This is a genomic window from Mesorhizobium shonense, from assembly GCF_040545255.1.
GTDB lineage: Bacteria > Pseudomonadota > Alphaproteobacteria > Rhizobiales > Rhizobiaceae > Mesorhizobium > Mesorhizobium shonense.
Genome location: NZ_JBEPLM010000015.1, coordinates 69,845 through 94,725 on the forward strand (window position 1 = coordinate 69,845; position 24,881 = coordinate 94,725).

Annotated in this window: 32 protein-coding genes; 19 read left to right on the forward strand and 13 right to left on the reverse strand. The window is 64.3% G+C overall.

Going from position 1 to position 24,881, the window contains the following annotated elements; translation table 11 throughout:
• Positions 1–59 precede the first annotated feature (59 nt).
• From ABID26_RS29065 to ABID26_RS29085, 5 genes are read left to right on the forward strand one after another with little or no spacing between them, the layout of a single operon-like run.
• On the forward strand, positions 60–1,268 hold the full coding sequence (locus tag ABID26_RS29065; RefSeq protein ID WP_292302762.1) for an ABC transporter substrate-binding protein: 1,209 nt from the start codon (positions 60–62) through the stop codon (positions 1,266–1,268).
• 44 nt (positions 1,269–1,312) lie between these two features.
• Positions 1,313–2,065 (forward strand): ABC transporter ATP-binding protein, encoded by a 753-nt coding sequence (locus tag ABID26_RS29070; protein WP_292302766.1) that lies wholly within the window; start codon positions 1,313–1,315, stop codon positions 2,063–2,065.
• Entirely contained in the window at positions 2,058–2,762 is a 705-nt protein-coding gene (locus ABID26_RS29075; RefSeq protein ID WP_292302761.1) for an ABC transporter ATP-binding protein, read from the forward strand. The genes ABID26_RS29070 and ABID26_RS29075 overlap by 8 nt, the downstream gene beginning before the upstream one ends.
• 7 nt (positions 2,763–2,769) lie before the next feature.
• Positions 2,770–3,657 carry a branched-chain amino acid ABC transporter permease gene (locus ABID26_RS29080; protein WP_292302760.1) on the forward strand — a complete coding sequence of 296 codons (888 nt, stop codon included), beginning with the start codon at positions 2,770–2,772 and terminating at the stop codon, positions 3,655–3,657.
• Position 3,658: 1 nt separating this feature from the next.
• On the forward strand, positions 3,659–4,624 hold the full coding sequence (locus ABID26_RS29085) for a branched-chain amino acid ABC transporter permease (protein ID WP_292302759.1): 966 nt from the start codon (positions 3,659–3,661) through the stop codon (positions 4,622–4,624).
• Positions 4,625–4,806: 182 nt separating this feature from the next.
• Here ABID26_RS29085 and ABID26_RS29090 read toward each other — a convergent pair whose 3' ends face one another.
• Positions 4,807–5,280: an Lrp/AsnC family transcriptional regulator gene (locus ABID26_RS29090; protein WP_292302758.1), complete on the reverse strand. Its 474-nt coding sequence runs from the start codon at positions 5,278–5,280 to the stop codon at positions 4,807–4,809.
• Positions 5,281–5,412: 132 nt separating this feature from the next.
• On the opposite strand from ABID26_RS29090, the gene ABID26_RS29095 reads away from it, so the two are divergent.
• The 8 genes from ABID26_RS29095 (at position 5,413) to ABID26_RS29130 (ending at position 14,431) form a co-directional block, all read left to right on the forward strand.
• Complete coding sequence (locus ABID26_RS29095; protein ID WP_292302757.1) at positions 5,413–6,615, forward strand: diaminopropionate ammonia-lyase; 1,203 nt, start codon at positions 5,413–5,415, stop codon at positions 6,613–6,615.
• Positions 6,612–7,847 (forward strand): Zn-dependent hydrolase, encoded by a 1,236-nt coding sequence (locus ABID26_RS29100; RefSeq protein WP_126100756.1) that lies wholly within the window; start codon positions 6,612–6,614, stop codon positions 7,845–7,847. The genes ABID26_RS29095 and ABID26_RS29100 overlap by 4 nt, the downstream gene beginning before the upstream one ends.
• Positions 7,848–7,867: 20 nt before the next feature.
• Positions 7,868–9,019, forward strand: coding sequence for a M20 aminoacylase family protein (locus tag ABID26_RS29105; RefSeq protein ID WP_292302756.1), 1,152 nt, complete (start codon positions 7,868–7,870; stop codon positions 9,017–9,019).
• A gap of 416 nt (positions 9,020–9,435) precedes the next feature.
• Positions 9,436–10,341: an ankyrin repeat domain-containing protein gene (locus ABID26_RS29110; RefSeq protein ID WP_292302755.1), complete on the forward strand. Its 906-nt coding sequence runs from the start codon at positions 9,436–9,438 to the stop codon at positions 10,339–10,341.
• Positions 10,342–10,543: 202 nt separating this feature from the next.
• Positions 10,544–12,661, forward strand: coding sequence for an EAL domain-containing protein (locus ABID26_RS29115; protein WP_292302754.1), 2,118 nt, complete (start codon positions 10,544–10,546; stop codon positions 12,659–12,661).
• Between the two features lie 88 nt (positions 12,662–12,749).
• Positions 12,750–13,145, forward strand: coding sequence for a hypothetical protein (locus ABID26_RS29120; RefSeq protein ID WP_292302753.1), 396 nt, complete (start codon positions 12,750–12,752; stop codon positions 13,143–13,145).
• Positions 13,146–13,363: 218 nt separating this feature from the next.
• Positions 13,364–13,912, forward strand: a complete 549-nt coding sequence (locus ABID26_RS29125; RefSeq protein ID WP_292302752.1) for a hypothetical protein — start codon at positions 13,364–13,366, stop codon at positions 13,910–13,912.
• 12 nt (positions 13,913–13,924) lie between these two features.
• A complete protein-coding gene (locus tag ABID26_RS29130) occupies positions 13,925–14,431 on the forward strand; it encodes a hypothetical protein (protein ID WP_292302751.1) in 507 nt (168 codons plus the stop codon).
• 57 nt (positions 14,432–14,488) lie between these two features.
• Here ABID26_RS29130 and ABID26_RS29135 read toward each other — a convergent pair whose 3' ends face one another.
• Genes ABID26_RS29135 through ABID26_RS29150 form a run of 4 tightly spaced genes read right to left on the reverse strand, consistent with a single transcriptional unit; the run spans position 14,489 to position 15,805 of the window.
• Complete coding sequence (locus ABID26_RS29135; protein ID WP_126100750.1) at positions 14,489–14,806, reverse strand: plasmid stabilization protein; 318 nt, start codon at positions 14,804–14,806, stop codon at positions 14,489–14,491.
• Between the two features lie 43 nt (positions 14,807–14,849).
• Positions 14,850–15,047: a hypothetical protein gene (locus ABID26_RS29140; RefSeq protein ID WP_292302750.1), complete on the reverse strand. Its 198-nt coding sequence runs from the start codon at positions 15,045–15,047 to the stop codon at positions 14,850–14,852.
• A 27-nt stretch (positions 15,048–15,074) separates the two neighbouring features.
• Positions 15,075–15,284 carry a hypothetical protein gene (locus tag ABID26_RS29145; protein ID WP_126100748.1) on the reverse strand — a complete coding sequence of 70 codons (210 nt, stop codon included), beginning with the start codon at positions 15,282–15,284 and terminating at the stop codon, positions 15,075–15,077.
• Positions 15,285–15,310: 26 nt separating this feature from the next.
• The gene (locus ABID26_RS29150) at positions 15,311–15,805 is read right to left on the reverse strand and encodes a hypothetical protein (RefSeq protein ID WP_126100747.1); all 495 of its coding nucleotides are present in this window, start codon (positions 15,803–15,805) and stop codon (positions 15,311–15,313) included.
• 466 nt (positions 15,806–16,271) lie between these two features.
• On the opposite strand from ABID26_RS29150, the gene ABID26_RS29155 reads away from it, so the two are divergent.
• Positions 16,272–16,505, forward strand: a complete 234-nt coding sequence (locus ABID26_RS29155) for a hypothetical protein (protein ID WP_126100746.1) — start codon at positions 16,272–16,274, stop codon at positions 16,503–16,505.
• 28 nt (positions 16,506–16,533) lie between these two features.
• On the opposite strand, the gene ABID26_RS29160 is transcribed toward ABID26_RS29155, so the two are convergent.
• Positions 16,534–17,427: an alpha/beta hydrolase gene (locus tag ABID26_RS29160; protein ID WP_126100745.1), complete on the reverse strand. Its 894-nt coding sequence runs from the start codon at positions 17,425–17,427 to the stop codon at positions 16,534–16,536.
• Positions 17,428–17,932: 505 nt separating this feature from the next.
• Between ABID26_RS29160 and ABID26_RS29165 the strand changes: the two genes are divergently transcribed.
• The gene (locus tag ABID26_RS29165; protein ID WP_292304990.1) at positions 17,933–18,652 is read left to right on the forward strand and encodes a Crp/Fnr family transcriptional regulator; all 720 of its coding nucleotides are present in this window, start codon (positions 17,933–17,935) and stop codon (positions 18,650–18,652) included.
• A 91-nt stretch (positions 18,653–18,743) separates the two neighbouring features.
• Here ABID26_RS29165 and ABID26_RS29170 read toward each other — a convergent pair whose 3' ends face one another.
• From ABID26_RS29170 to ABID26_RS29180, 3 genes are read right to left on the reverse strand one after another with little or no spacing between them, the layout of a single operon-like run.
• Positions 18,744–19,046: a DUF982 domain-containing protein gene (locus ABID26_RS29170; RefSeq protein WP_126100743.1), complete on the reverse strand. Its 303-nt coding sequence runs from the start codon at positions 19,044–19,046 to the stop codon at positions 18,744–18,746.
• A 6-nt stretch (positions 19,047–19,052) separates the two neighbouring features.
• Positions 19,053–19,232, reverse strand: a complete 180-nt coding sequence (locus tag ABID26_RS29175) for a hypothetical protein (RefSeq protein ID WP_354417246.1) — start codon at positions 19,230–19,232, stop codon at positions 19,053–19,055.
• A 20-nt stretch (positions 19,233–19,252) separates the two neighbouring features.
• Entirely contained in the window at positions 19,253–19,429 is a 177-nt protein-coding gene (locus ABID26_RS29180; protein ID WP_189521235.1) for a hypothetical protein, read from the reverse strand.
• A 170-nt stretch (positions 19,430–19,599) separates the two neighbouring features.
• On the opposite strand from ABID26_RS29180, the gene ABID26_RS29185 reads away from it, so the two are divergent.
• The 4 genes from ABID26_RS29185 (at position 19,600) to ABID26_RS29200 (ending at position 23,008) form a co-directional block, all read left to right on the forward strand.
• Positions 19,600–20,586: an SDR family oxidoreductase gene (locus ABID26_RS29185; RefSeq protein ID WP_354417248.1), complete on the forward strand. Its 987-nt coding sequence runs from the start codon at positions 19,600–19,602 to the stop codon at positions 20,584–20,586.
• A 10-nt stretch (positions 20,587–20,596) separates the two neighbouring features.
• Complete coding sequence (locus tag ABID26_RS29190; RefSeq protein ID WP_292305048.1) at positions 20,597–20,917, forward strand: hypothetical protein; 321 nt, start codon at positions 20,597–20,599, stop codon at positions 20,915–20,917.
• Positions 20,918–21,324: 407 nt separating this feature from the next.
• A complete protein-coding gene (locus ABID26_RS29195) occupies positions 21,325–22,341 on the forward strand; it encodes a YihY/virulence factor BrkB family protein (protein WP_292345442.1) in 1,017 nt (338 codons plus the stop codon).
• A 361-nt stretch (positions 22,342–22,702) separates the two neighbouring features.
• Complete coding sequence (locus ABID26_RS29200) at positions 22,703–23,008, forward strand: hypothetical protein (RefSeq protein WP_292304915.1); 306 nt, start codon at positions 22,703–22,705, stop codon at positions 23,006–23,008.
• Between the two features lie 154 nt (positions 23,009–23,162).
• Here ABID26_RS29200 and ABID26_RS29205 read toward each other — a convergent pair whose 3' ends face one another.
• The 4 genes from ABID26_RS29205 to ABID26_RS29220 form a co-directional block, all read right to left on the reverse strand.
• The gene (locus ABID26_RS29205) at positions 23,163–23,528 is read right to left on the reverse strand and encodes a low affinity iron permease family protein (RefSeq protein ID WP_292304914.1); all 366 of its coding nucleotides are present in this window, start codon (positions 23,526–23,528) and stop codon (positions 23,163–23,165) included.
• 91 nt (positions 23,529–23,619) lie between these two features.
• The gene (locus ABID26_RS29210) at positions 23,620–24,132 is read right to left on the reverse strand and encodes a YciE/YciF ferroxidase family protein (RefSeq protein ID WP_126100737.1); all 513 of its coding nucleotides are present in this window, start codon (positions 24,130–24,132) and stop codon (positions 23,620–23,622) included.
• Between the two features lie 234 nt (positions 24,133–24,366).
• Positions 24,367–24,549 carry a hypothetical protein gene (locus ABID26_RS29215; RefSeq protein WP_292304913.1) on the reverse strand — a complete coding sequence of 61 codons (183 nt, stop codon included), beginning with the start codon at positions 24,547–24,549 and terminating at the stop codon, positions 24,367–24,369.
• Positions 24,550–24,665: 116 nt separating this feature from the next.
• A complete protein-coding gene (locus tag ABID26_RS29220) occupies positions 24,666–24,869 on the reverse strand; it encodes a CsbD family protein (RefSeq protein ID WP_126100735.1) in 204 nt (67 codons plus the stop codon).
• Positions 24,870–24,881: the final 12 nt, after the last annotated feature.

Below are 24,881 nucleotides of genomic sequence, written 5' to 3' on the forward strand. Positions count from 1 at the left end.
TTGAACCATTGCGAGGCCCGCCGCGTTTGACGTGGTTGGCCACAAGGGAGGAACCACCAGTGAAAGCATCCTATCTCGTCTCGGCCGCGCTCATTGCGGCATCCGCAATGCCGGCGGCGGCTGGCGAAATTTCCGACGGCAAGGTCAAGATCGGCATCTTGAACGACCAGTCCGGCGTCTATGCCGACTTCGGCGGCAAGTGGTCGGTCGAGGCTGCCAAGATGGCGGTCGAGGATTTCGGCGGCAAGGTGCAGGGCGCGCCGATCGAGATCGTCAGCGCCGACCACCAGAACAAGCCGGACATCGCCTCCAACATCGCGCGCCAATGGTATGATACCGAGCAGGTCGACGCGATCATGGAGCTTACGACGTCTTCCGTGGCGCTCGCCGTCCAGGGGCTTTCCAAGGAAAAGAAGAAGATCGACATCGTCACTGGCGCCGCCTCGACCGACCTCACCGGCAAGCAGTGCTCGCCCTATGGTTTCCACTGGGCTTACGACACCCACTCCCAGGCCGTCGGCACCGGCGGCGCGCTGGTCGAGCAGGGCGGCGACAGCTGGTATTTCATCACCGTCGACTACGCCTTCGGCTATTCGCTGAAGGACCAGACCGCCAAGCTGGTGGAAGCCAGCGGGGGCAAGGTGCTGGGCGAAGTGCGCTATCCGCTGGGCTCCACCGACTATTCCTCCTTCCTGCTCCAGGCGCAGTCCTCCGGCGCCAAGATCATCGGCCTGGCCAATGCCGGTCTCGACACCTCCAACTCGATCAAGCAGGCGGCGGAATTCGGCATCGTCGCCGGCGGCCAGCGGCTGGCCGCGCTCCTCTTCACGCTGGCCGAAGTGCACGGCCTCGGCCTGCAAGCGGCGCAGGGCGTCGTGCTCACCGAAGGCTATTACTGGGATCGCGATGACGTCAGCCGCGATTTTGCGCAAAAATTCTTCAAGCGCACCAACCGCATGCCGAACATGATCCAGGCCGGTACCTATTCGGCGGTGACGCAATATCTGAAGGCCATCGACAAGGCCGGCACCGACGAGACAGAGGCGGTTGCCAAGCAGCTGCACGAGATGCCGGTCAACGACGTGTTCACTGTCAACGGCAAGGTGCAGGCCGATGGCTCGATGGTGCACGACATGTATCTCTACCAGGTCAAGAAGCCGGAAGAGTCGAAGAAGGACTGGGACTACTACACCTATCTGGCGACGATTCCCGGCGACAAGGCCTTCATGAAGGCCGAGGACAGCGGCTGCCCGCTCGTCAGCAAGTGACGCTCGAAACCGCCACCGCCGTCCGGTCGGACGGCACGGAACAGATGCCGCGGGTGGTGCTTTCCGCCCGCGGCTTGCGGCGCGACTTCGCCGGTTTCGTCGCGGTGAAGGATGTCGATCTCGACGTCCATCACGGCAAGATCCATGCCTTGATCGGCCCGAACGGCGCCGGCAAGACCACTATCTTCAATCTCTTGACCAAGTTCCTGCAGCCGACCAGCGGCACGATCGAATTGCTCGGCATAGACATCACCCGCACGCCGCCGGCGAAGGTGGCGCGCATGGGGCTGGTCCGCTCCTTCCAGATCTCGGCGATCTTCCCGCATCTGAGCGTCCTCGACAACGTGCGCGTCGCACTGCAGCGACCAGGCGGGTTGGGCTACCAGTTCTGGCGCCCAGTCTCGGCGCTGGACCAGCTAACCCCAAGGGCGCGCGAGCTGCTCGCCATCGTCGGATTGGACGATGCTGCGCATCGGCTCGCCGGCGATCTCTCCTATGGCCGCAAGCGCGTTCTGGAGATCGCCACCACGCTGGCGCTCGACCCCAAGGTGCTTTTGCTCGACGAGCCGATGGCCGGCATGGGACATGAGGATGTCGGCACGATCTCCGGCATCATCCGATCGCTGGCAAAAGACCGCGCCGTGCTGATGGTCGAGCACAACCTCACCGTTGTCGCCGATCTCTGCGACTGGATCACCGTCATGCAGCGCGGCCAGGTGCTCGCCGCCGGCGACTACGCCACCGTCAGCCAGGACGAGCGCGTGCGCGTCGCTTACATGGGGACCGAGCATGAGTGAGCCGCTGCTTGCCGTGCGCGACCTCCACGCCTGGTATGGCGAGGGCCACGCGCTGCATGGCGTCAACCTCGAAGTCCTGCGCGGCGAGACCGTGACCCTGCTCGGCCGCAACGGCGTCGGCAAGACGACGACGCTGCGCGCCATCATGGGGCTGATCCGCAAGCGAACCGGCTCCGTCACCTTCAACGGCAAGGATCTTCTGCGCCTACCGCTGCACCGCGTCGCGCATCAGGGCATCGGCTTCGTGCCGGAGGAGCGCGGCATCTTCGCCACGCTCACCGTCGACGAGAACCTGATCCTGCCGCCGGTGGTGGCCAAGGGCGGCATGAGCGTGGAGGAGATCTTCGAGCTTTTTCCGAACCTCAAGGAGCGCCGCAACAGCCAGGGCACAAAACTGTCAGGCGGCGAACAGCAGATGCTGGCGATCGCGCGCATTCTTCGCACTGGCGTCGAGATGCTTTTGCTCGACGAGCCGACGGAAGGGCTGGCGCCCGTCATCGTCCAGCGCATCGGCGAGTTGCTGGCGACGCTGAAGAAGCGCGGCATGACGATCCTTCTGGTCGAGCAGAATTTCCGCTTCGCCGCCCGCATTGCCGACCGTTTTTACCTGATGGACCACGGCAAGGTGGTGGAAGGCTTCCCGGTCGGGCAGCTTTCCGCGCACACCGAGAAACTGCACGAGGTGCTGGGGGTATGATCACGCCATGACGATGATCTTCGGCATCCCCATCCAGGCCTTGCTCGGGCAGCTCCTGGTCGGCCTCATCAACGGCTCCTTCTACGCCATGCTCAGCCTCGGCCTTGCGGTCATCTTCGGCCTGCTGCGCATCATCAACTTCGCCCATGGTGCGCTCTATATGCTGGGCGCCTTCATCGGCTATCTGCTGCTTGTGCATCTCGGCATCGGCTACTGGCCGGCGCTGGTCATCGTGCCTTTGGCCGTCGGCCTGTTTGGCATCGTGGTCGAGCGTCTCGCGCTGTCGCGGCTCTACCGCCTCGACCCGCTTTACGGCCTGCTCTTCACCTTCGGGCTCGCCTTGGTCATCGAAGGCGTGTTCCGCTTCTACTACGGCGTTTCCGGCAACCCATACGCCGTGCCGGCGCTGCTCGCCGGCGGCACCAATCTCGGCTTCATGTTCCTGCCCAACTACCGCGGCTGGGTGGTGGTGGCCTCGCTCATCGTCTGCATCGGCACCTGGCTCTTGATCGAGAAGACCAGGCTCGGCTCGTATCTCCGCGCCGCCACCGAGAACCCGGAACTCGTCCAGGCTTTCGGCGTCAACGTGCCGCTGCTGTTGACGCTCAGTTACGGGCTGGGGGCGGCGCTTGCCGGGCTCGCCGGCATCCTCGCCGCGCCTGTCTACCAGGTCAGCCCGCTGATGGGCTCGGACCTGATCATCGTCGTCTTCGCCGTCGTCGTGGTCGGCGGCATGGGCTCGATCCTCGGCGCCATCGTCACCGGCTACATGCTCGGCCTCGCCGAGGGCCTGACCAAGGTGTTTTATCCGGAAGCCTCGAACCTCGTCGTCTTCGTCATTATGGCGATCGTGCTGCTGCTCAGGCCCGCCGGCCTGTTCGGAAGGGACGCCTGAGATGAGCGAGGCGACCCTTCACCATGAGCGCGCTGCAGCCTCGGTGCGGCTGGAAAGGGGCCTGGTAGTGCTGGGCATAGCGGCGCTGGTCGCAGCCCCTTTCCTCATCTACCCGATCTTCGTCATGAAGATGCTGTGCTTCGCGCTGTTCGCCTGCGCCTTCAACCTGCTGCTCGGCTATACCGGGCTGCTTTCCTTCGGCCACGCCGCCTTCTTCGGCGGCGCCGCCTATTTCTGTGCCTACGCGGTGAAGGCCTGGGGCTGGCCGCCGGAGGCCGGCATCCTGCTCGGCACCGCGGGCGCGGCGGCAATGGGCCTTGTCGTCGGCTTCCTCGCCATCCGCCGGCAGGGCATCTATTTTGCGATGATCACGCTCGCGATGGCGCAGATGTTCTATTTCTTCTGCGTGCAGGCGCCCTTCACCGAAGGCGAGGACGGCATCCAGGGCGTCGAGCGCGGCCATCTCTTCGGCGTCCTCGACCTCAACGTGCCGATGAACATGTACTTCTTCGTGCTGGCAATCTTCCTGATCGGCGTCTTCGCCATCTGGCGCATCGTCAACTCGCCCTTCGGCATGATCCTGCGCTCAATAAGAGAGAACGAGAACCGCGCCATTTCGCTCGGCTACTCGGTCGGCCGCTACAAGCTCGCCGCCTTCGTCATGTCGGCAGCCCTTGCCGGCCTCGCCGGCGCGCTGAAGGCGATCGTCTTCCAGTTCGCCACGCTCACCGACGTCACCTGGCAGATGTCGGGCGAGGTCATCCTGATGACGCTCCTCGGCGGCATCGGCACCATGGTCGGCCCGGTGGCCGGCGCCGGCCTTGTCGTCGGCCTGGAAAACACGCTTGCGACGTCCGGCTTCCCGGTGACGATCGCAACAGGGCTGATCTTCATGGTCTGCGTGCTGATCTTCCGGCGCGGCATTGTGGGGGAGGTTTATGCAAGGTGGCTGGGGCGGGGAGGTTGAGCGCCGGGACTCTCCCCCCTTGAGGGGGAAATGGCCGGCGGGCCAGAGGGGGTCGCCTCGCGTAGAGCGCCGACGCCCTTGCTCGACGTGCGACGACGTCGAGCTCTACGTGAGACGACCCCCTCTGTCGCCTTCGGCGACATCTCCCCCTTGCGGGACCCTCAAGGGGGGAGATCAGCAGCTCACCCCACCGGCACCTCCATCCCCACCTTCACCCGGTCCATCGCGACGAAGGTGCGGAACCTTTTGACGTTGTTGTTCTCGAAGAACAGTCGCCTGGTCAGCGCCTCGTAGTCGGCCATCGTCGCCACGGTGACGACGAGGATGAAATCGGCCTCGCCGGTCACGTAGTAGCACTGCTGCACTTCCGGCACCGCGGCGAAGCCGCGCTTGGCGGCGTCGATCAGTTCGGCCCGTTCGCTCTCGACCTCCACCTCGACGAAGATGGTGATCGGGTGGCCGACCTTGGCCGGATCGACCAGCGCCACATTGGCGCGGATGACGCCACGCTCCTCCATGCGCCTGATGCGCCGCTGCACGGCCGGCGCCGACAGGTTCACCGCTTCGCCGATCGCGCGCTGCGGCGTGGTGTTGTCCCTCTGCAGGATGGCAAGGATTGCGCGGTCGAAGGCGTCGAGGTCAGGAAATTTTGGCATGGCGGCATCCAAATGAAACAAACTTGCAATCAGATGGCCGAAACAGAGCGCAATTCTCGATCGCTCCGCAATAGAGTTCAGCGCCCTAGAGTTCAGCGCCCCCCAGAGTTCAGCGCTTCGGAGAGAAAAGCCATGATGCTGCTCAACCAACGTCCCGAACACAACCAGCCGCTGGTGGCGGCCGATACCGCCGCCCTCGGCATAGCCGGCGCCGACCAGGCCGAGCATTATCTCAAGGCGCGCGACAGCCATGCCGAGACGCCGCAGCATGCCCTGCCGGCGCTGGCGGGCGAGCTCGGTATCGGCTCGCTGCACATCAAGGACGAGGGCACGCGCCTCGGCCTCGGCAGCTTCAAGGCGCTGGGCGGCGCCTATGCCGTCATGCGGCTGGTGCTGGAAGAGGCCGGCAAGCGGCTCGGCCGCGCCGTCGATGTCGGCGAGATCGGCGACGCAAGCGTGCGCGCGATCGCGGCGCAAATGACCTTCTGCTGCGCCACCGACGGCAATCACGGCCGCTCGGTGGCGCAGGGTGCCGGCCTCGTCGGCGCGCGCTCGGTAGTCTTCGTCCACGCCGGTGTAAGCCGCGAGCGCGTGGCGGCGATAGCCAGCTTCGGCGCCGAGATGGTGCGCGTCGAGGGCGGCTACGATCATTCGGTGCGCGAGGCCGCCCGCATCGCCGCCGAGCGCGGCTGGACGGTCGTCTCCGACACCTCCTGGCCTGGCTATGAGCGCATCCCCGGCCTGGTCATGCAGGGCTATACGGTGATCGTGCGCGAGGCGTTGAAGCGCAGGCCCGAGCCGCCCACCCATGTCTTCCTGCAGGCCGGCGTCGGCGGCTTTGCCGCGGCGATTGCCGGCCATCTGGCGATCCTGTTCGGCGCGCAGCGGCCGAAGGTCATTGTGGTCGAGCCCGCGCGGGCGGCGTGCATCTACGCCACCGCCGAGGCCGGGCGTCCGGTAAAGATTCCGCATGAGCAACCGACCGTGATGGCGATGCTCGAATGCCATGAGCCATCGCTGATTGCCTGGCGCGTGCTGTCGCGCCTCGGCGATGCCTTCATGACGGTGGACGAGCAGGACGCGGTCGCGGTGATGAACCGGCTGGCGCGCCCTGCCGGCAACGATCCGGCGATCGTCTCCGGCGAGAGCGGCGGCGCAGGGCTTGCCGGATTGATCCGCGCCGCCGGAGACAAGGAGATGCGGGGAGCCCTTGGCCTCGGCTCCAGCTCCCGCGTGCTCATCATCAACTCCGAGGGCGCCACCGACCCCGGCCGCTATGCCGAGCTGGTCGGGATGGCGCCTGAAGACGTCGCGCGGGCACGGCAGCCGGCATGAGCAATCTGACGATCAACGCCGACCGCCTCATCGGCCACATCGAGGAACTCGGCCGCCTCGGCCGCGATGAACAAGGCCGCCTGGTCCGCGTCGCGGCTTCGGACATGGACAGGCTCGGCCGCGACCGTCTCGTCGCCTGGCTGCAGGAAGCAGGGCTCGACGTCGCCGTCGACCGCATCGGCAACATCTTCGGCATCTGGCAGGACGATACCAATGCCGGCCAGGCGCCGGTCATGCTCGGCTCGCATATCGACACGGTGATCGATGCCGGCATCTATGACGGCTGCTATGGCGTGCTTGCCGGTCTCGAGGCGATCGAGAGCCTGAAGGAGGCCGGCTTCGCTCCGGCCCGGCCGATCGTGGTCGCCGCCTTCACCAATGAGGAAGGGGTGCGCTATGCGCCCGACATGATGGGCTCGCTGGTCTATGCCGGCGGCTTGGACGTCGAGGAAGCGCTCGCCACCGTCGGCACCGACGGCTCGGTGCTGGGCAAGGAGCTGGAGCGCATCGGCTATGCCGGTCCTCACGAGCCGGGCTTCCTCGATCCGCATGCCTATGTCGAACTGCATGTCGAGCAGGGGCCGGTGCTCGAACGCGAGGGTATCGCCCTCGGCGCGGTCGAAAACCTGCAGGGCATTTCGTGGCAGCGCATCGTGATCGACGGCGTCGCCAACCATGCCGGCACCACGCCGATGGCGATGCGCAGCGATGCCGGCGTCGCCGCCGCCCGCGCCATCGTCTTCCTCGCGGACCGCGCCGCCGCCTCGCCGACACCGACGGTCGCGACCGTCGGCACGATCGCCTTCGAGCCGAACGCCATCAATGTCATCCCATCGCGGGCGACCTTCACCGTCGACCTGCGCGATTCCGACGAGGCGCGCTTGGGAGAAGAGGAGGCGGCGCTCGCCGCTTTCCTCGGCGGGCTCGCCACCAGCGCGAACGTCTCGATCCGCACCGAGCGCCTGGCGCGCTTCGCGCCGGTGACCTTCGATCCCCGCATCGTTTCGCTGATCGAGGATTGCGCCTTGGCCAACGGCTTCTCCTGCCGCCGCATGACCTCGGGCGCCGGGCATGATGCGCAGATGATTGCGCGCGTCGCGCCGTCCGCGATGATCTTCGTGCCGAGCCGCGGCGGCATCAGCCACAACCCGGCCGAGTTCACTGCCGCCGGCCACGTCGCCGCCGGCGCCAACATTCTGCTCGGTGTCGCCGCCAGGCTGGCGGCCGACTGATTGGAAGAGGGGGAATGCAGATGACCGACCTCGAAGAGCTTCATCGCGAGATGACGGCGTGGCGGCATGATCTCCACGCCCATCCCGAATTCGGCTTCGAGGAAAAGCGCACCGCCGCTTTCGTGGCGGAAAAACTGCGCGCCTTCGGGGTAGAGGTGGCGGATGGCATCGGCGGCACCGGCGTCGTCGGCACGCTGACCAGGGGCAGCGGCAACCGCGCGATCGCGTTGCGCGCCGACATGGATGCGCTGCGCATCGCCGAGCAGGGGACGGCTGCCTACCGCTCGCAAACGCCTGGCACCATGCATGCCTGCGGCCATGACGGCCACACCGCGATGCTGCTCGGCGCGGCCAAGCTGCTTGCCGATGAAGGCGGTTTCGACGGCACCGTGCGCTTCATCTTCCAGCCGGCCGAGGAATGGGGCAGGGGCGCGCTGGCGATGCTGGAAGACGGCCTCATCGAGCGCTTCCCCTTCGAGGAAATCTTCGGGCTGCACAACATGCCGGGCCTTCCCATCGGCCATTTCGAGACCCGGAGCGGTCCGGTCATGTCGGCCGAGGACAATTTCGAGATCGTGGTGAAAGGCCTTGGCGGCCACGCGGCGCGGCCGCATGCCGGGCGGGAGACGTTGGTTGCCGCCTGCGCGCTGGTCCTCAACCTGCAGACCATCGTCTCGCGGCGCTTGAGCCCGGCCGATATCGGCGTCGTGTCGGTCACCGAGCTCATCACCGACGGCACCCGCAACGCGCTGCCCGGGCTCGCCCGCATCCTCGGCGACTGCCGCAGCTTCCGGCCCGAGGTGAGCGCGGCGATCGAGAAGGAAATGCGCCGCATCGCCGAGGGCACGGCGCAGGCCTATAACGTAGCAGCCGAAGTCACTTACACGCGCGAGTTCGTGCCCTTGATCAACGACGCGGCGCTTGTCGACGAGGCGCTTGCGGCGGCCCGAGACCTGCTGGCCGACGACGCCGTTGGCGTCGCGGCGGAGCCGATGACGGCTTCGGAGGATTTCGCCCGCTTCCTGAACGAGGTGCCCGGCTGCTTCGTCTTCATGGGCAACGGCAACTCCGCGCCGCTGCACAACCCGTCCTATGACTTCAACGACGAAGGCCTGCTCCACGGCGCGCGCTTCCATGCGGCGATCGTGAGGCGGCGGCTGCCTTTGGGTTGAAGGCTGCCGCGATTGGCTAGAGCAATTCCAGGAAAAGTGTGTAACGGTTTTCCGTCCGGAATTGCTTAGAAACAAATAGTTAGAGCAGTTCGGCGTTTCCGTGAAACGGTGAACTGCTCTAAGGCCTCAGCGCGCGATCTCACCCGATACTCGGGATGCTAGGCAGGATCTCTGGCCCGCCGGCCATTCAGTTGTTCTGCAGTCATGGCCAAACCGGGCTGGCGACCAATGCCACACGAGGGCGGAGACTCCTCAACCTCGGCCATAGCCTGATTGGCACGAAAGGGATCAAGGCAAGGTTAGTCGCGGCCCGGCGCCGTTGCATTAGCATATACTAAATTGCCGCTTTGGGTTAAATTGAAACAATCTTGTCGAGTGTCCGGGACGAGGCTGCGGGCTGCCTCAGGGAGGATAGGATGATCGAGCGGGGATGCGCGTGGGCGAGACGGGCTACCTGGGCCTTTTGGCTTCTTGCCCTGCCCGCCCAGGCCAGCAGCTTGGGTGATCTGGTCAAGAAGGGCGACGTCGCGGCCGTGGCTTCCGCCTTGGACAAAGGCGCCGCTGTTAACGAAATTGACGGAGTTACGGCGCTCTACATCGCCTGCGAAGGCGGAAATGTCGAGCTGGCAGGACTTCTGATCAAGCATGGGGCGGACGTCAACCTGCCCGTCAGCTGGCAAAGAACGCCACTCTACGCAGCCAACAAGGGGGGGCACGCTGAAATCGTCAAGCTGCTGCTCGATAGTGGAGCCAATCCAAATCAGGTGGCGAAAGCGCAGACGCCGCTGCACGTGGCTGCCGAAAATGGCTGCCTTCAGTGCGTCATCCACCTTGTCGACGCCGGAGCGGACGTCAACGCGCTGACGTCGAATGGAAGTCCGCCCATACATCTGGCCAAGCTCAGTGGTCACAACGACGTCGCGGCCTACTTGCACGGTCATGGTGCCGGACGACCGGCCATTGCGCCGATTTCGGCACGCCTTGCATCGGCAAACGCCCAATCGGGCAAGGAAATTTACGACAGGACCTGCGGGGCCTGTCATCTTTCGCCGGGGGTCAGGGTTCCCAAAAAGGTCAGTCTGTGGGGCATCGTGGGGCGCCAGAAGGGTTCACAAAACGATGTCCAGTATTCGTCAGCCCTAAAGGACGCTGGTGGCAATTGGACCTTTGAGGAGCTCAATTTTTTCATCTCGAACCCCGCCATGACTTTGCCTGGAACAGATATGTCTTTCCCGGGTCTGAAGGACGAGAACCAGCGAGCAGACCTGATCGCTTACCTACGGACGTTGAGCGAGACACCGGTGCCGCTTCCCGACAATTGATTGCTCCTGTTGGCGGATACTGTGATACGCAAATTAGCTCGAAGCGCCGACGCACGCTGACTTGCGTTGCGATCCCTTCGCGCCCCCCTCTGTCCTGCCGGACATCTCCCGCACAAGGGGGAGATTGGCAGCTTCACCCTAGTAACCCTTTCTTCTCAGCTTTCGTGCAGAATTGCACGACGGGGCGAAAGAAAAACAGGGCATGGCGGACGGCAATAAACGCAACGGCAAGTTCTGGGCGCTGGCGCTCGATCGCGCCCAGCTCGGCCTTTGGGACTGGAACCTCGCGACCGGCGATTGCTATTATTCGCCGACCTGGTCGAGGATGCTTGGCTACGCCGAGGGCGAGCTCGCCAACACCTCCGATCTCTGGCTGAAGCTCACCCATCCCGACGACCGCGAAAGGGCGCAGCAAAGCGGCGACCGCCACATCGCCGGCCTGACCCCATCCATCGAGACGGAGCTGCGCCTGAAACACAAGGACGGCCACTGGGTCTGGGTGCTCGACCGCGGCGGCATCGTCGAGCGCGACGCCGAGGGCAGGCCGCTGCGCCTGATGGGCGTGCAGACCGACATTACCAGGCAGAAAGAGGCCGAGACCGCGCTGGATGAGGTCAATGTCCGCTTCCGGCTCGCGCTCGCCGCCAGCGGCACCGGCATCTGGCACTACGACATAGCTACCAATAAAAGCTTTTGGGATGCGCGCACCCGAGAAATCTTCGGCCTAGTGAGCGACACCGATGAGGTAACGGCCGATCTCTGGCACACCTATCTCCACCCGGACGACAAGGAGGCCACAGAGAGGGCGCACCTGCCGCCACCGGGCTCGCAGAGCGTCACGGCCACCCAATATCGCATCATCCGGCGTGACGGCGTGGTCCGCCACGTCGAGTCGCTGGTGCGCTTCATCGCCGCCGGTTCGGCCGGCCAGATCCTCGGTACCGTGCGCGACATCACCGACGAGAAGAAGCGCGCCGAGGAGCTCGCCCACGCCGCACACCACGATGCCTTGACCGGACTGTTGAATCGTTCCGCCTTCGACCGGCTGCTGGCCGAAAATATCGGCGCGGCCGCGCGGCTGCCGCTCGCCGTGTTCTATGTCGACCTCGACTACTTCAAGGCGCTGAACGACTATGCCGGCCATGCCGCGGGCGATGTCGCGTTAAGGAGCGTCGCCGCGGGCATTCGCGCCAGCCTGCCGTCCTCGGCGCATGCGGCGCGTCTCGGCGGCGACGAGTTCGCTCTGCTGGTGCCCAACTGCAACGACGCTTGCGCCCAGCGGCTCGCGCGCGCCGTGCTCGCCGCCGTGCGCGACGCCGATCTTGGTCCCGCCGTGACCTCCCGCAGGTTGGCGGCCAGCATCGGCATCGCCTTCGTGCGCGATCCCAAGATGACGGTGGCCGACGCGTTGGCCTGCGCCGACGATGCCTGCTACGCGGCCAAGGCCGGCGGACGCGACCGCTTCGCGGTGTTCGCGGCCGAAACGGCTTCCGGGGTCGGCGGCCTCAATGCCGCGCGGCTCGCCGCCAAGCTGGTCGACGCGATGGAGGATGGCAAGCTGAAGCTGTTCGGCCAGGAGATCCATCGCCTGGGCAGGCCCTGGGAAGAGAGCCGCCATGTCGAGGTGCTGGCGAGGCTCGAAGGCCGCGACGGCAAGCTGATCCCGCCAGGTGAGTTCATACCGGTGGCCGAACGCTTCGGCCTTGCCGCCCGGCTCGACCGCTGGATCATCCGCACGGCGCTGTCGCGCCATGGCCAGGCGATGCTTTCCGGCGCCATCTCGCTCGGCTTCAACCTGTCGGCACAGACGCTCTCCGATCCACAACTCTGGGATTTCGTCGATACGGCCATGGCCGAAAGCGGCGCGCCGCCGTCGGCCATCGGCTTCGAGATCACCGAGACCGCCGCCGTCACCAATTTCGACGCGGCGGAAGAATTCGTGCGCAAGGCCAGGCTGCGCCATTGCCGTGTCAGCCTCGACGATTTCGGCGCCGGCATGAGCTCCTTCGAATATCTCAGGCGCTTCCCCATCGACGCCATCAAGATCGACGGCTCCTTCGTCGAGCACATCGCCGACAGCCGCTTCGACCGCGAGATCGTCTCGGCGATCACCGGCATCGCCCGCTCGATGGGCTGCGCGGTCGTCGCCGAGAAGATCGAGGAAAAGAGCGCGCTGGAGATACTCATCGGCATGGGCGTCGCCTATGGCCAAGGTTATTTCCTGCACCGGCCGGAGCCGCTGGAGGCGATCGTGGCAAGGGCGGCCGGCCAGCCGGTGCCGCTTGAAAGGCCGCAGTTCCGGCTGAGCGGTATAAAATAAGCAACTGCTAAAATTGAATCCGCTGATTTAAGGGCGCCGTAATCCGGCAGGGCAATGGTGCTCCATCGACAATAGGATCGGGGCGACCATGAAGAAACTTCCCTTGCTGGCGGCAACGGCGATCGGCCTGTTCGGCATCCTGGCGACAGGGCAAAGCTTTGCGGGCTCGGACCATGGCGGCCAGGTGACGGCGGCCCTGCCGGACGACAATGACGACAAGGGCGCCGCCGCCGGCGATGACGGCGACCGCGATGTCGCCGAAAATGACGAGACCGGCCACAAGGGCGAGGGTGTCGGTTCCGGCCCGCATCAGGACGACCAGGGCGATGACGAGGACGGCGAGGGCGGCGATCACGATCACGACGGCGGGGACAGCGCAGGCCATGACGGTGGCGACAGCGGCAGCCATGATGGCGGAGACGGCGGCAGCCATGATGGCGGGGACGGCGGAGACGGCGGCAGCCACGACGGTGGCGACGACTGATCGGCGGCGCCTGAACAGCGATCTCTCTTCGGCGGGCTGGGCGCCGCCCACCGGCCCGTCGGTCGAGCGCATAGCGGCCGCGCTGCTGTCCTAGGGGATTCTTAAGATATAAGCGGCTATCACCTTGCCGAACCGATTTCGTTCCGCTCGAGACATGATGTCTTGGCTCGACTATCCGGCGCCCATCCGATGGTGGACGGGTTCCGTTGAGGCCAGCAATGTCTCCACTGTCCGCGCTGAACAACGCCGCCCTCCTGATCCTGCAGCCGCAGCGCTCGACGTCTGTGTCCGCATCGGTTGGAGACAGTCTTGTCGCGAGCATCAATCGCGCCCACGCCGGTACCGGCGCGGCCTCGCCGCTGACGCAGGCGCAGGCCAGGATCACCGAGTCCATGTTCAGCGTGAACAACCTCGACGCCACGCAAATGAAGGCTCGGCTGTTCGAACGCGTCGGCAAGGAATTCGGCATCGATCAGGACGATTACGATTCCCTGTTCTCCTACGGCTCGGCCATCAAGACCGCGCTCGACGACCTGAAGCAGAAATCTCCCTCCAGCATTGCCGAGATCGAGAAGAAGCTGGGACTGGATGAGCTCGGCATTTCGCTCGATACGCTGGTCAACGCGATCGTCGATCCAAATGGCAGCGATGGCGACAGGCTGGATGCCGCGCTGGAGAAGAAAGCCGGCGACCGCGGCAGGGGCGAGGGGAAGGCCGCTTCGCATACCCCGACGCAGCCGGACGAGATCGGTCTTTACGGCGGCTGAGTGAGACCGGCGATGTCTTCACCTCCCGTGCTGAACAACACCGCTTTGCTGATGCTGCAGCAGCACCCGCCGGCGACGGCCAGATCGGCCGCGGACAGCCCCGCCGGGTCCGGCGCCGGCTCGCCCCCGGTGCAGGCCGGGAACTCTCAATCCATGTTCAGCGTGAGCAACCTCAACGTCACGGCAACGAAAGTCCGGTTGATGGAGCGCGCGGGCAAGGAGTTTGGCATCGACCAGGCCGACTATGAATCCGTGTTTTCCTACGGTTCGGCGGTCAAGAACGCGGTCGAGGCGTTGAAACGGCAATCTCCCTCGGCGATCGCCGGGATCGAAAGGCAGCTTGGCCTGGACCAACTCGGCATTTCGCTCGATACGCTGGCCAATGCGATCATCGATCCGCAAGGCAGCGACGGCGACCGGCTCGACGCCGCGCTGGAGAAGCAGGTGGGCGATGATGGCAAGGATGAGGGGAATGCCGCCTCGATCCGGCCGGACGAGATCGGGCTTTACGGCCGATGAGAGCCAATCTCTCCCTTGTGGGCCCACAAGAGGGAAGAACAGCAGTTCCAACGCCTGTCAATGATGCGCGTGGCTGTCATTGCGCTTGCGGGTAGCCGCAGCCTTCTTCGCCGAGGCCGAACGCGCCGCCGCAGAGCGCTCGCCCGACGCATTGCCGCCCATCCGGCCGCCCTTGTGCGCCGCCGGATTGCCGGTGTGCTTGCCACGGCCGGAGCCGCCTTCCTTCTTGCCGCCGGCATCGTCCTTGTTGACGGTCGCCCAGGCGCGCCGCTCGGCTTCCTTCTCCGAGATGCCGCGCTTCTCGTAGCCTTCGGCGATGTGGTCGGCCTTGCGTTCCTGCTTGTCGGTGTATTTCGATTTGTCTCCGCGTGGCATTTTTCTTCTCCTTGTTGCACTGAGTGAAGTTCTACGACCGGCCTCAGTTACCCTTCTTCTTGCCGGCGTCGCCGAGGTTGGACCGCTCAGGGTCCTCGTTGGTCTCGCCGGCCGCATCGCGGTTCTTGTCGGGATCGTCCTTTGGCGGCAGATAACCGGGAGGGCGGTTCCCCTTCGGTCCCTCCCAGCGCGGCCATTGCTCGGTTGTTCCGGGGCGTCCCGGGCGTGGTGAGTTGCTCATTGTCTGCCTCGCTTTTCAGAGGGGCGCTCAGCCCTCGGCCTTCATGGTGCGTGCGATTTCGAGCAGCTTGTCGCGGTCGTGCCCGTGCTCGCGGATCAACTCGCGCGCCTGCTTCGGCGAGAGGTCGGTATTCTCGGCCAGGAACCGCACGTCCGGGTCGTCGCCACCCTTGGTCGGCAAGGTGTCCGAAGGCGGTGCGTGGGCGGCACCGGGGCGGTGCGGGATTTTGCTGTTCATCTCAGGTCTCCTTTGGTGAGCTGCCACTAGCCTGCCGTCTCCGATTGCTTGCGGCGTGCCGCCTTCTTGCGGCGCAGCACCTCATCGGTTCCGACGATGTTCTTCGAGCCGCCGGTGATGGCGGTCGAAACGACCGCCGGCGGATCGCTCGCCGGGAAACTGTCCTCCAGACCGGACTGCAGCTGCTCCTCCAGCGTCTCCGGAATCTCCGAGCGCCCTGCCGTGCGGCGGTCGTCGATCTCTTCCAGATCGTGCTTGGCATCGGGATGTTCGCGCACATTGCGCAGCGTCGACACAATGAGCTCGACCGCGAACTCCTTCATCGCCTCGCCATCCGGCGCGGCGATGACGGTTTCCTCGACAAGGCGCACGAGCGACGTCTCGAGCTTGTCCAGTTCCCGCATGCCCTGGCGGCCCGCCAGCCTTTGGATCAGCGAATGGATCAGCAGCGGAGCAAAGATCGAATAGGCATGCATGCGTGCCTCGTCGACGCGCTCGGGGTGAAGTGTGTGCACGGACATCGCTGCCTCCGTTGAACCTCCTGCTGGCGGCGGCCGGCCACCGCGTGCTTTTTGAGGAACCGGAAGAAGGGGAAGAAGTTCCAATTGCAGGAGGAGCAGCGCCGGAGCCGTTACGCAATTTCGGACAGAGATGACTGTTGCGCATTTTTCCAGGCATTGCTCCAGGGGCGACGCCCGCAAAGCTCTCGGGTGTGGCGCCGAACCGCTTGGGCGCCTCATGCCCGGGGCCACCGGTCCGAAAGGCCCCTGCGACTGAAGTCCGAGCGGCCCGCGCATTGGGCCGGCGGCGGCAACCAAAGCAGAAGCTTCGAGTTAGTGGGCGGTCGTCGGTGGAACCCCCCTCCGTCGTCGGCACATTTTGGGTGCCCGCTATTTCCGCGCAAAAGGCGGGCACCCAATACCGTCGGAACCCAAGAACCATCCGAATAGGAAGCCGCGTTGCCGGTTTCGGAAGCGAGACGACGTTTTGACCTTTATTTCTGCCAAGTCCAAATCGCGAGAAGCTGAAAGCCATCCCGCAAACGACAACCATCTCTCCGCTCTGGCCGATATCTCGATCCTCGAATTCATTGTCGACGATGACGACGTCGCCGACATTGCCAGGCGCGCCGAGCGCCTGGGCAATGCCGTGGTGATCGTGATGGCGCTCTGCCTGATCGTTGCGCCGGCGATCTATCTCACCCTGGCCTACGGCTTATAGCGGCCGGTCGCCCGTTCAGGCATCGCAACTATTTCGCCTGGAAAAAGGCGCGCAGCGCCGCTGCCGTCTCGGCCGACGCCTCCTCGGGGAAGAAATGCCCGCCGGGCATCGCTCCGCCGCTGACATTGCCGGCCCACTTCTGCCACAGCGCCAGCGGCCCGCCTTCTTGCGCGTACCATTCGGCCAGCGCGCCATGCCCGCTCCATAGCGCCAGCACCGGGCAGGCGATGCGCCGGCCCGCTGCCCGGTCCGCATGGTCATGCTCGCGGTCGAGCGTCGCTGCCGCACGATATTCCTCGCAGATGGCGTGCGCATGAGCCGGATCGCGCAAGGCATCGGCATAAGCCTGCCGGACCTCGGCGGGAAAGGCGGCAGGCGAGGAGCCCCAGCTTTCCAGCGCATTGTCGACGATCGCATCCGCGGCCGCCGCCATGATCGCCTCCGGCAGCGGCTCGGGCTGCGCCAGCAGCGACCATGGCCAGTAGCCCAGCGCCAGCCTGGCATCGGTTCGGTCCCAGGCATCGGCGGTGGCGATGATGTCGAGCACAGCAAGTTTCTCGACGCGGTCGGGATGGTCGAGCGCCAGCCGATAGGCAACGCGGCCACCACGATCGTGCCCGGCAACCATGAACCGGGAAAAGCCGAGCTTCGTCATTAGCGCCGCAAGGTCGGCAGCCATGGCGCGCTTTGCGTAGGGAGCATGATCCGGGCTGGACGGCGGACAGGAGCTTTTCCCGTAGCCGCGCAGGTCGGCACAGACGACGCTAAGGCGGTCGGCGAGCTTCGGCGCCACGTCGCGCCACATCAGATGCATTTCCGGAAAGCCATGCAGCAGGAGCAGCCCCGGACCGCTCCCGGCGCGGCGGATGAATAACCGTGCCTCGCCCGTATCGACCTCGGCGATTTCGAAATCGTCGAACATGTTTTTTGCCTCCGGCAGGCGGAACGGCGGAGGCCGAGTATGGTTGCTATGACCGCTCGCGGAAAGGGTTTCGCTCGGCCGACGCCTTGCGATGTTCGAACCGGGCGGAATCGAGTGTAGGGACGCCTCGAACATCTGGTCTCTTTTTTCGTTCCGCGCTTTGACGGCGATCTTGAGACGATCGCCCCGGTATTTCGTCGGGCGCGACATCCTGCAGGATCCGCAACCCTTCCACCCCGGCCCGCTCGGGGTGGGAAGAAGTTGTCCTTCGGCGTCGATCTGGGTGTTCGGTGTTGTACAAGTCGAAGCAGAAGCGTTCCATCGGTACTACGATCCCCGGCAGTTTTGACGTCCAGTTCACGGCCGCGATCATTGTCCAAGAGGCTGGTTCTGAAGGGAAATCCGCCTGCGTCGGCTCAGTTATGGCTACTGTCATGACCGGTCGTCTGCAACCGGCCCGACCCTCCAACGTTAGCTTTTGCGAATGGAGGACAGAAGAGCCAGAATGCTGGAATCCCTGTTTCTCAACCTTGGCCAGCACGATGCCCTTTCGGACGAAGAGAAGAGCTTGTTGAGCGGCGCAATGTCGGTCGAGAAATATTTCGTCACCGGCGAGGATATCGTCCAGGAAGGGTCGAGGCCCACCTCCAGCACGCTCATCGTGGACGGGCTCGCCGCACGCTACAAGGTACTCGAGGACGGCGGGCGGCAGTTCACCTCACTGCAAGTGGCAGGCGATTTCGTCGACCTCCATGCCTTTCTTCTGAAGACCATGGACCATGGCATCATCGCGCTCTCGCCCTGTCATGTGGTGGCAGCCGATCACGGCAAGCTGCGTGCAATAACCGAGCAGGCGCCGCATCTGACCAGGCTGTTGTGGCTGGACACGCTTGTCGACGGCGCCATCCACCGCGAGTGGATCGTGGCCATGGGGCGCCGCTCCAAGACCTCGCATCTGGCGCATCTCATCTGCGAGTTGTTCGTCAGGCTTCAGGTCGTGAAGAAAACCCATGGCATGAGCTTCCATCTGCCGCTGTCGCAGGCTGTGCTCGCCGATGTGCTCGGACTCTCGGTCGTGCACATGAACAGGGTCATCGGCACGCTGCGGCGCATGAACGTGATCAGCTGGGTCAACCACATGGTCGCGATCCTCGACTGGGAGCGTCTCGTCGCGATCGCGGAATTCGACCCGACCTATCTCAGCATGAACAACGAGCCGAGGTGAGGGCGCGCTTCAGAGCATTTCAGGAAAAGTGTGTAACGGTTGGGCTCGGTGACTTCGCCGTAGCCTCCGTCCGGAATTGCGTCAAAACAATCTAGCCTGGCGGCTTCTTGCGGTCGCGCGACGAAATCTGGTCGAGCATGGAGAGCGCGGCGCTGGGATCGACCGGTTTCAACAGGCCCTGTTGCGCGGCCGCCTTCTTGAAGGCGGCGAAAGCAACAGCCGGCCGGCAGATGCCCGCAATGGCGTCGTCCACCAGCCGCGACGCCGCGAGATAGTCCGGCGCCTCCTTGTTTTTCCAGCTTCCCTCCAGCGCCTTCCTTGCATCGGCAATCGATGAAACCACCATCGAGCCGCCGTTGACGAAGCGGATAGTGAGCGGCAGGAACCGGCTCATTTTTCGTCACCATCCAAGCCATTCATGAACACGCCAGGCGAGGCCGACGAAGGGCGCCGCGGTCAGCATCACCGCCGCCAGGATGAAAACGGGATTGGTCGTCCGAAAGGATTTCATGTTGCCACCACCAGAGTTGGGATCGCCATAAACGAAGATGCCGCCGGCCGGTTGCATCCGGTCGACCAAGGCAACTGCAGGGGCGCGAGCTACATATTGCTCGCCGGCCGGATGGGCGGCGCCGGAAGGTGGGGCGGGCGCGGACGCACCCTCAGCGGCACGTTGGCGAGCGAGGCCCGGATCGGCCGAAGAGGGGCGATTGTCACGGCGGCACGCTGGCGCACAAATGCCGTCGAGAGCTTGCCGATCAGATTTCGAAAGTCCATGGAACTCTCCTGCTGCAGAGTCCCCCCAAAACAACGATCGACTAGCAACTATGGCGATCGCCCGCATTTAACTTTGATGTAGTGCGCGTCTTGGCTGCGCGGCCAAGGCCGACCCGACGAAAGCCAACCTTTTCCACCGGCATGCGTTGTCTATCGAGAAGGAGATGGCGATGCCGACCGACACTCGAACGAAGTCCGACAGCGCGCAGACGGCGAGCCGGCAGCGCAGCGTGCAGCGCAAGGTCGATGCCACCGATCGCGCAAAGCTCAACGGCAAATCGCACGGCCCCATGCAGGCCGGCGCGCGCGAATATCCGGTGCCGCCGTTCCCGAAGCAGCACCATGCAAAGCCCGGCGAGGAATGGGCGATCGTGCCGGCGCCCCTCTACGATGCGCCGTTCTGGCAGGGTTCGGGCAAGCTCGCAGGCAAGGTCGCGCTGATCACCGGCGGCGATTCCGGCATCGGCCGCGCTGTCGCTGTGCTCTTCGCACGCGAAGGCGCCGATGTAGCCATCGTCTATCTCAGCGAGGATCGCGACGCCAAAGCGACGAAAGCAGCGGTAGAGGCCGAAGGCAGGCGCTGCGTCACGCTTCGCGGCGATGTTTCCAAACGGACCTTCTGCCGCAAGGCGGTGGAACAGACAGTGAAGGCGTTGGGCAAGCTGGACGTGCTTGTCAACAACGCCGCCTTCCAGGTGCATTCAGCCGATTTCGTCGACCTCACCGAGCAGCATTTCGATACCACGCTGAAGACCAACCTTTATGGCTATTTCCATATGGCGCAGGAAGCGGTGCCGCACATGAAGCCGGGCTCGGCGATCATCAACACGGGCTCCGTCACCGGCATAGAGGGCTCGAAGGACCTGGTCGATTATTCGATGACCAAAGGCGGCATCCACGCCTTCACCCGGGCGCTCTCCGGCAACCTGATCGGCAAGGGCATCCGCGTCAACGCGGTGGCGCCGGGTCCGGTATGGACGCCGCTCAACCCGTCGGAAAAGCAGGCCGAGGACGTCGCGCAGTTCGGCGCCAAGACGCCGATGAAGCGGCCCGCCCAGCCAGAGGAGATCGCGCCGGCCTATGTGTTTTTAGCCTCGCCGCAATGCTCCAGCTACATCACCGGCGAGATCCTGCCGATCATCGGGGGTTACTCATGAGGAGGATCCCATGCAGAAAATTCTTCTCGCACTTGCCGCCGTCCTGATGTCGGCGCTTCCGGCTGCGGCGCAGACGGCCGATCAGCCGATGGACCAGCAACTCATCCCCGACCTGCAACAACTAGGGGACTGCCAGGCCAAGCCCGACACCAAGGACCCGCAGCAGAAGCAGCAGGCCAACGCGAACGATCTGTCGGAAACGCTCGACAATTGCAACGGCGTGCTGAAACCGCCGCCCACCGGCGACAAGAACGCCACCGTTCCGCCGGCTGACAACAGCCAGATGCCGATAATCAAGCCGGGCGAGTTGCCACCGCAGACGCCAAAATAGAACGCCGGGTCGGGCCTGGCTCGAAACTTTTCAAGGCCAGGCGAGTTACTGTCTGGTAGTCCCGGACACCCGAACTACCTTCCACAATTGCCGCCCCGGTTTCTCCCATCCGGGGCGGTTTTTCGTGCCTGGACACGGGGGTCGGCATGCTCTGCCGTATCGCCCGATCTCCCGGTCCCGAAGTGCGGAACCATCAGGCCGTTGCCGAATTGACCTCGGCGGGCCGCGTCAGCCGGACCTGGTGGCAAAGAGAACAGGGTGGTTTTTCCGGCTTCATACCCTGGCCAACGAAAAGGCAGTCGAGCTCTTGTCCCATCCGGCCCGCTTCAATTCGGACGTGGGCAACGCATGGCAGAACGTCCAGTATCCGAACTTGCATCTCCCGTCCGGGGTAGACGGTGATAGATATGCGGCGCTGGTTCCACGAAGCCTGGGTCCTGCTGAAGGAGGGCGTCGCCGGCTACCTCAACGACAATGCGCTGAGCCATGGCGCGGCGATGGCCTTCTATGCCACGACCTCGCTGGCGCCGATCCTTCTGATCGTCGTGGCGATCGCGGGTATCGTCATCGGCAACGACGCCGCCCAGCTCGCGCTCTCGGCGGAATTCTCAGGCGTGATGGGACCGCAGAGCGCCGATCTCCTCAAGGCGACGATCGAGACCGCCTCGCATCGCGGGTCCAGCACGCTTGCCACCATCATCGGGTTGATCGCGCTGCTTGTCACCGCCTCCGGCGTCTTCGGCGAGATGCAGCAGTCGCTGAACCAAATCTGGAAGGTCAAACCCGATGGCGTTTCGCTTTCGCGCCTGGTGCGGGCGAGGGCGGCGAGCCTCGGCCTGGTGGCGGCCCTTGGTTTCATGCTTCTGGTGTCGCTCGCCGCAAGCACGGCGATCTCGGCGTTGAGCGAGTATATCAACGAACGCCTGCCGTTTGGCGAGCTGATCGTCAGTGCCGTCAACACCATCGTCTCCTTCGTGCTGATCGCGCTGCTCTTCGCGGCAATCTACAAGGTTCTGCCGGACCGCAGGCTCAAATGGCGCGACGTCGCGGTCGGCTCGGTCGTCACCGCGCTGCTGTTCACCATCGGCAAATCGCTCATCGGCTGGTATATCGGCACCAGCGCCATCGCCACCTCCTATGGCGCTGCCGGCGCGCTGATGGTGGTGCTGGTCTGGGTCTACTACTCGGCCCAGATTTTTTTCTTCGGCGCCGAGATCACCCGAGCTTATTCGGTACGGAGCGGCAGCCGGCAGGACCTCACGCCGCTAGTGGCGCCGTCTCGGAATCGATCAGCCCAGCAGGTTCAGCGCGGGTCCACGGTCGGCTCGCGGTCCGCGGTCTCCGACAGCGAGGTTCGCGGTTGGATCGTCTTCAGCAGTCTGATCGCGCTGCTGGTCTCGCAGGTTTGGCGGCGGAGGGGTTGAGTTGCCCAAGGCGTTTCAGCCGTGATGCCTGGTCCACACTTCTTCGAGGCAGAACCAACCCGTTTTGAAGTTTGCCTTGCAGCGGCACCGGTTCCCGGCGCGCAGGATCGGCCGCACTCCTACCCAGGGGCGGATGGGGCAAGAGCCTTTCAATAAATAAATTAGCTACGGCTAATAAAAAAGGATTATAATACCGTGCCAGCCGGTGGCTCTACCCCAGCTGTCGGTTAGGCTCAGCGGCGCCCCCGAGTCCCCCTCCAAAGAGCCGCTGGGCCGCCGGCTTTCAAGGCCGACCACCCACTTTCCTGTATTAGTTTCAGCTAATTCTTGACGAAGCCTCTTGCCGCGCCAGACTCGTGATATGGCGAAGGGCATCAACATTGGCGACGAGGTCGCCATCGCAGCAACCGTGCGTCGGCGCGTCACGGAAGACCGTGTCAGCGTCTCGATCCCATCCTATGGCTTCCCGCATTCGATCGTCGACCGCACGTCACAGGCAAAGAAAGGCCAGCCGATGGAACTCATCGGCGACGTCACTCACATTGACGGCGATCTGGTGACGGTGAATCTGGGTGTGCCGGTGACGGTGAACATGGACACCTTACGGCTGGTAACGCCCTACGTTTTGCCGAAGCGGAAAACTCCGCTGGTCGACAAGCCGACATAACCGAGCCGCCGCAGCGCCCTGGGGGATTCGCACAACGGCCAAGCAACCCGGTCTTCGCTTTGTCAGGCCGGTTCCTCCCATCCTCCGCCGCGGCGAGCCGAGTGACATGCTGAGGCTCGCACTTGGATGCCTCCTGAGGCTTGGCTCGGAAGCCCTAGACGTTGGCCATCCGCCTTCTCTTGGCTTCGGCGCAGCGAGCCCGGAACTCCTCGACCTCGGCCTCCGTGAGGTGCTCGATACCGATGAAGTCATTCTCGGCGTGGCCCGAACGGATCAGCTCGTCAAGTTTTGCCTGGATGGCCGCCCCGTCGCGGTTCTGCGTGTTCTGGATCAGGAACACCATAAGGAAGGTGATGATCGTGGTGCCGGTGTTGATGACGAGCTGCCAGGCCTCCGAGTAGTGGAACACCGGCCCGCTTCCTCCCCAGATTACAACCGATGCCAGGCACAGAGCGAAGGCCCAAGGCCTGCCGGTGGCGCGCGCGACGGCCTCCGCCATCCGGTTGAATGCTTTTTCCATGCGACGATCCCAATTGCAGGCATGAGCCCCAAGGATGTGAATCCCCAGGGCTCGGGGAAGACAGAATTGAGGGAGGACCCTGCCTTCCGCCCTAAGCCGCTTCAGCCGCTATGTTGACGGCCGACTCGGCAAGCTCGGTGAGTGCTGCGTCCGTCTCTTTCTCTTCGCCCAGCGTCTTGTCGAGGAGGTTGACAGCCTCGGTCAGGCCAAGTTCGGACGCCCATGTCCGAAGCGTGCCGTAGCGCGAGATTTCATAATGCTCGACCGCCTGCGCGGCCGCCAGCAAGCCGGCGTCGAGCGAGGGCGAGCCCTTGTATTCCTCCATGATCTCGGCGCCTTCCTCGGTGATGCCCATGATGGCGGCGCAGGTCTTGCCGACGGGTTTCTTGTCGATCACCTCGAACACTTCCTCCAGGCGCGCGACATGCTCCTCGGTCTGGGCGCGATGCTTTTCGAAGGCAGCCTTCAGGTCATCGCTTTGCGCCGCCTTGGCCATCTTGGGAAGCGTCGCCAGAATCTTCTTCTCGGCGAAGTAGATGTCCTTCAGCGTGTCGTGGAAAAGTTCGTTCAGGCCCTTCTTCGAGGCCGCCTTCGTCGTCGCCATGTGTTGATCTCCTGTTGGTTTGGATCATCCAACAACAGCGGCGGCAGCGAGTTGTTCCGGAAAGAATTTTTACACACGATCCGCCCGAGACGATCAATTGTTATTGACACCTTTGCCGTGTCTTGCAGTTGCCAAAAAGGGCCGAAGACGGGCTTGTGGGGGAACAGCGAGCGAGCCGTTTGAGGCTTGACCCTGACGGCCAGCGGCCGCACCGGCCAAGCACTTTCACCACGGCTAGCGCTTCCGCTTTCCGCTGTCCGGAGCCTTATGCTCCGCCTCATGCGCTTCGCGCATCATCCGCAGCGCTTCTTCAGGGGTGAGGCCGCACTTGCGGGCAAAATAAATTGCCTCGGTAGCCTCGGCTCGAGAGGCCGCGGCAATGGCGGACAAGGCCTGTCTCGATTTCTTCTTGGCCATCGGTTCACCGCGCCATGAATCATTTAGTCAACTAATATAGCGTCATTGTTCTGAAATCAAAAATTCCTTGCTTTCGGCGCCGCAGCCCGGCCTGAGGCTGCGGCTCAGGGCGGACGCTACCAGCCTTGGCGGCTCGCCCATTCGTCGATGTCGCGGCGGACGCGGTCCTTCTCGATGCCGTAGCGTTCCTGGATCATGCCTTCCAGCTGGTCGCGCTTGCCGGCAATCCGGTCGAGGTCGTCGTCGGTGAGCTTGCCCCACTGTTCCTTGACCTTGCCTTTGACCTGCTTCCAGTTTCCTTCGACGCGGTTCCAATCCATGGTGCCACCTCC

What these genes read in the sequence shown, in the direction of transcription:
- ABID26_RS29070 (WP_292302766.1), top strand. Translation starts at nt 1,313, where the DNA reads ATGCCGCGGGTGGTGCTTTCCGCCCGCGGCTTGCGGCGCGACTTCGCC.
- ABID26_RS29075 (WP_292302761.1), top strand. Translation starts at nt 2,058, where the DNA reads ATGAGTGAGCCGCTGCTTGCCGTGCGCGACCTCCACGCCTGGTATGGC.
- ABID26_RS29080 (WP_292302760.1), top strand. Translation starts at nt 2,770, where the DNA reads ATGACGATGATCTTCGGCATCCCCATCCAGGCCTTGCTCGGGCAGCTC.
- ABID26_RS29085 (WP_292302759.1), top strand. Translation starts at nt 3,659, where the DNA reads ATGAGCGAGGCGACCCTTCACCATGAGCGCGCTGCAGCCTCGGTGCGG.
- ABID26_RS29090 (WP_292302758.1), bottom strand. Translation starts at nt 5,280, where the DNA reads ATGCCAAAATTTCCTGACCTCGACGCCTTCGACCGCGCAATCCTTGCC.
- ABID26_RS29095 (WP_292302757.1), top strand. Translation starts at nt 5,413, where the DNA reads ATGATGCTGCTCAACCAACGTCCCGAACACAACCAGCCGCTGGTGGCG.
- ABID26_RS29100 (WP_126100756.1), top strand. Translation starts at nt 6,612, where the DNA reads ATGAGCAATCTGACGATCAACGCCGACCGCCTCATCGGCCACATCGAG.
- ABID26_RS29105 (WP_292302756.1), top strand. Translation starts at nt 7,868, where the DNA reads ATGACCGACCTCGAAGAGCTTCATCGCGAGATGACGGCGTGGCGGCAT.
- ABID26_RS29110 (WP_292302755.1), top strand. Translation starts at nt 9,436, where the DNA reads ATGATCGAGCGGGGATGCGCGTGGGCGAGACGGGCTACCTGGGCCTTT.
- ABID26_RS29115 (WP_292302754.1), top strand. Translation starts at nt 10,544, where the DNA reads ATGGCGGACGGCAATAAACGCAACGGCAAGTTCTGGGCGCTGGCGCTC.
- ABID26_RS29120 (WP_292302753.1), top strand. Translation starts at nt 12,750, where the DNA reads ATGAAGAAACTTCCCTTGCTGGCGGCAACGGCGATCGGCCTGTTCGGC.
- ABID26_RS29125 (WP_292302752.1), top strand. Translation starts at nt 13,364, where the DNA reads ATGTCTCCACTGTCCGCGCTGAACAACGCCGCCCTCCTGATCCTGCAG.
- ABID26_RS29130 (WP_292302751.1), top strand. Translation starts at nt 13,925, where the DNA reads ATGTCTTCACCTCCCGTGCTGAACAACACCGCTTTGCTGATGCTGCAG.
- ABID26_RS29135 (WP_126100750.1), bottom strand. Translation starts at nt 14,806, where the DNA reads ATGCCACGCGGAGACAAATCGAAATACACCGACAAGCAGGAACGCAAG.
- ABID26_RS29140 (WP_292302750.1), bottom strand. Translation starts at nt 15,047, where the DNA reads ATGAGCAACTCACCACGCCCGGGACGCCCCGGAACAACCGAGCAATGG.
- ABID26_RS29145 (WP_126100748.1), bottom strand. Translation starts at nt 15,284, where the DNA reads ATGAACAGCAAAATCCCGCACCGCCCCGGTGCCGCCCACGCACCGCCT.
- ABID26_RS29150 (WP_126100747.1), bottom strand. Translation starts at nt 15,805, where the DNA reads ATGTCCGTGCACACACTTCACCCCGAGCGCGTCGACGAGGCACGCATG.
- ABID26_RS29160 (WP_126100745.1), bottom strand. Translation starts at nt 17,427, where the DNA reads ATGTTCGACGATTTCGAAATCGCCGAGGTCGATACGGGCGAGGCACGG.
- ABID26_RS29165 (WP_292304990.1), top strand. Translation starts at nt 17,933, where the DNA reads ATGCTGGAATCCCTGTTTCTCAACCTTGGCCAGCACGATGCCCTTTCG.
- ABID26_RS29170 (WP_126100743.1), bottom strand. Translation starts at nt 19,046, where the DNA reads ATGAGCCGGTTCCTGCCGCTCACTATCCGCTTCGTCAACGGCGGCTCG.
- ABID26_RS29180 (WP_189521235.1), bottom strand. Translation starts at nt 19,429, where the DNA reads ATGGACTTTCGAAATCTGATCGGCAAGCTCTCGACGGCATTTGTGCGC.
- ABID26_RS29185 (WP_354417248.1), top strand. Translation starts at nt 19,600, where the DNA reads ATGCCGACCGACACTCGAACGAAGTCCGACAGCGCGCAGACGGCGAGC.
- ABID26_RS29190 (WP_292305048.1), top strand. Translation starts at nt 20,597, where the DNA reads ATGCAGAAAATTCTTCTCGCACTTGCCGCCGTCCTGATGTCGGCGCTT.
- ABID26_RS29195 (WP_292345442.1), top strand. Translation starts at nt 21,325, where the DNA reads ATGCGGCGCTGGTTCCACGAAGCCTGGGTCCTGCTGAAGGAGGGCGTC.
- ABID26_RS29200 (WP_292304915.1), top strand. Translation starts at nt 22,703, where the DNA reads ATGGCGAAGGGCATCAACATTGGCGACGAGGTCGCCATCGCAGCAACC.
- ABID26_RS29205 (WP_292304914.1), bottom strand. Translation starts at nt 23,528, where the DNA reads ATGGAAAAAGCATTCAACCGGATGGCGGAGGCCGTCGCGCGCGCCACC.
- ABID26_RS29210 (WP_126100737.1), bottom strand. Translation starts at nt 24,132, where the DNA reads ATGGCGACGACGAAGGCGGCCTCGAAGAAGGGCCTGAACGAACTTTTC.
- ABID26_RS29215 (WP_292304913.1), bottom strand. Translation starts at nt 24,549, where the DNA reads ATGGCCAAGAAGAAATCGAGACAGGCCTTGTCCGCCATTGCCGCGGCC.
- ABID26_RS29220 (WP_126100735.1), bottom strand. Translation starts at nt 24,869, where the DNA reads ATGGATTGGAACCGCGTCGAAGGAAACTGGAAGCAGGTCAAAGGCAAG.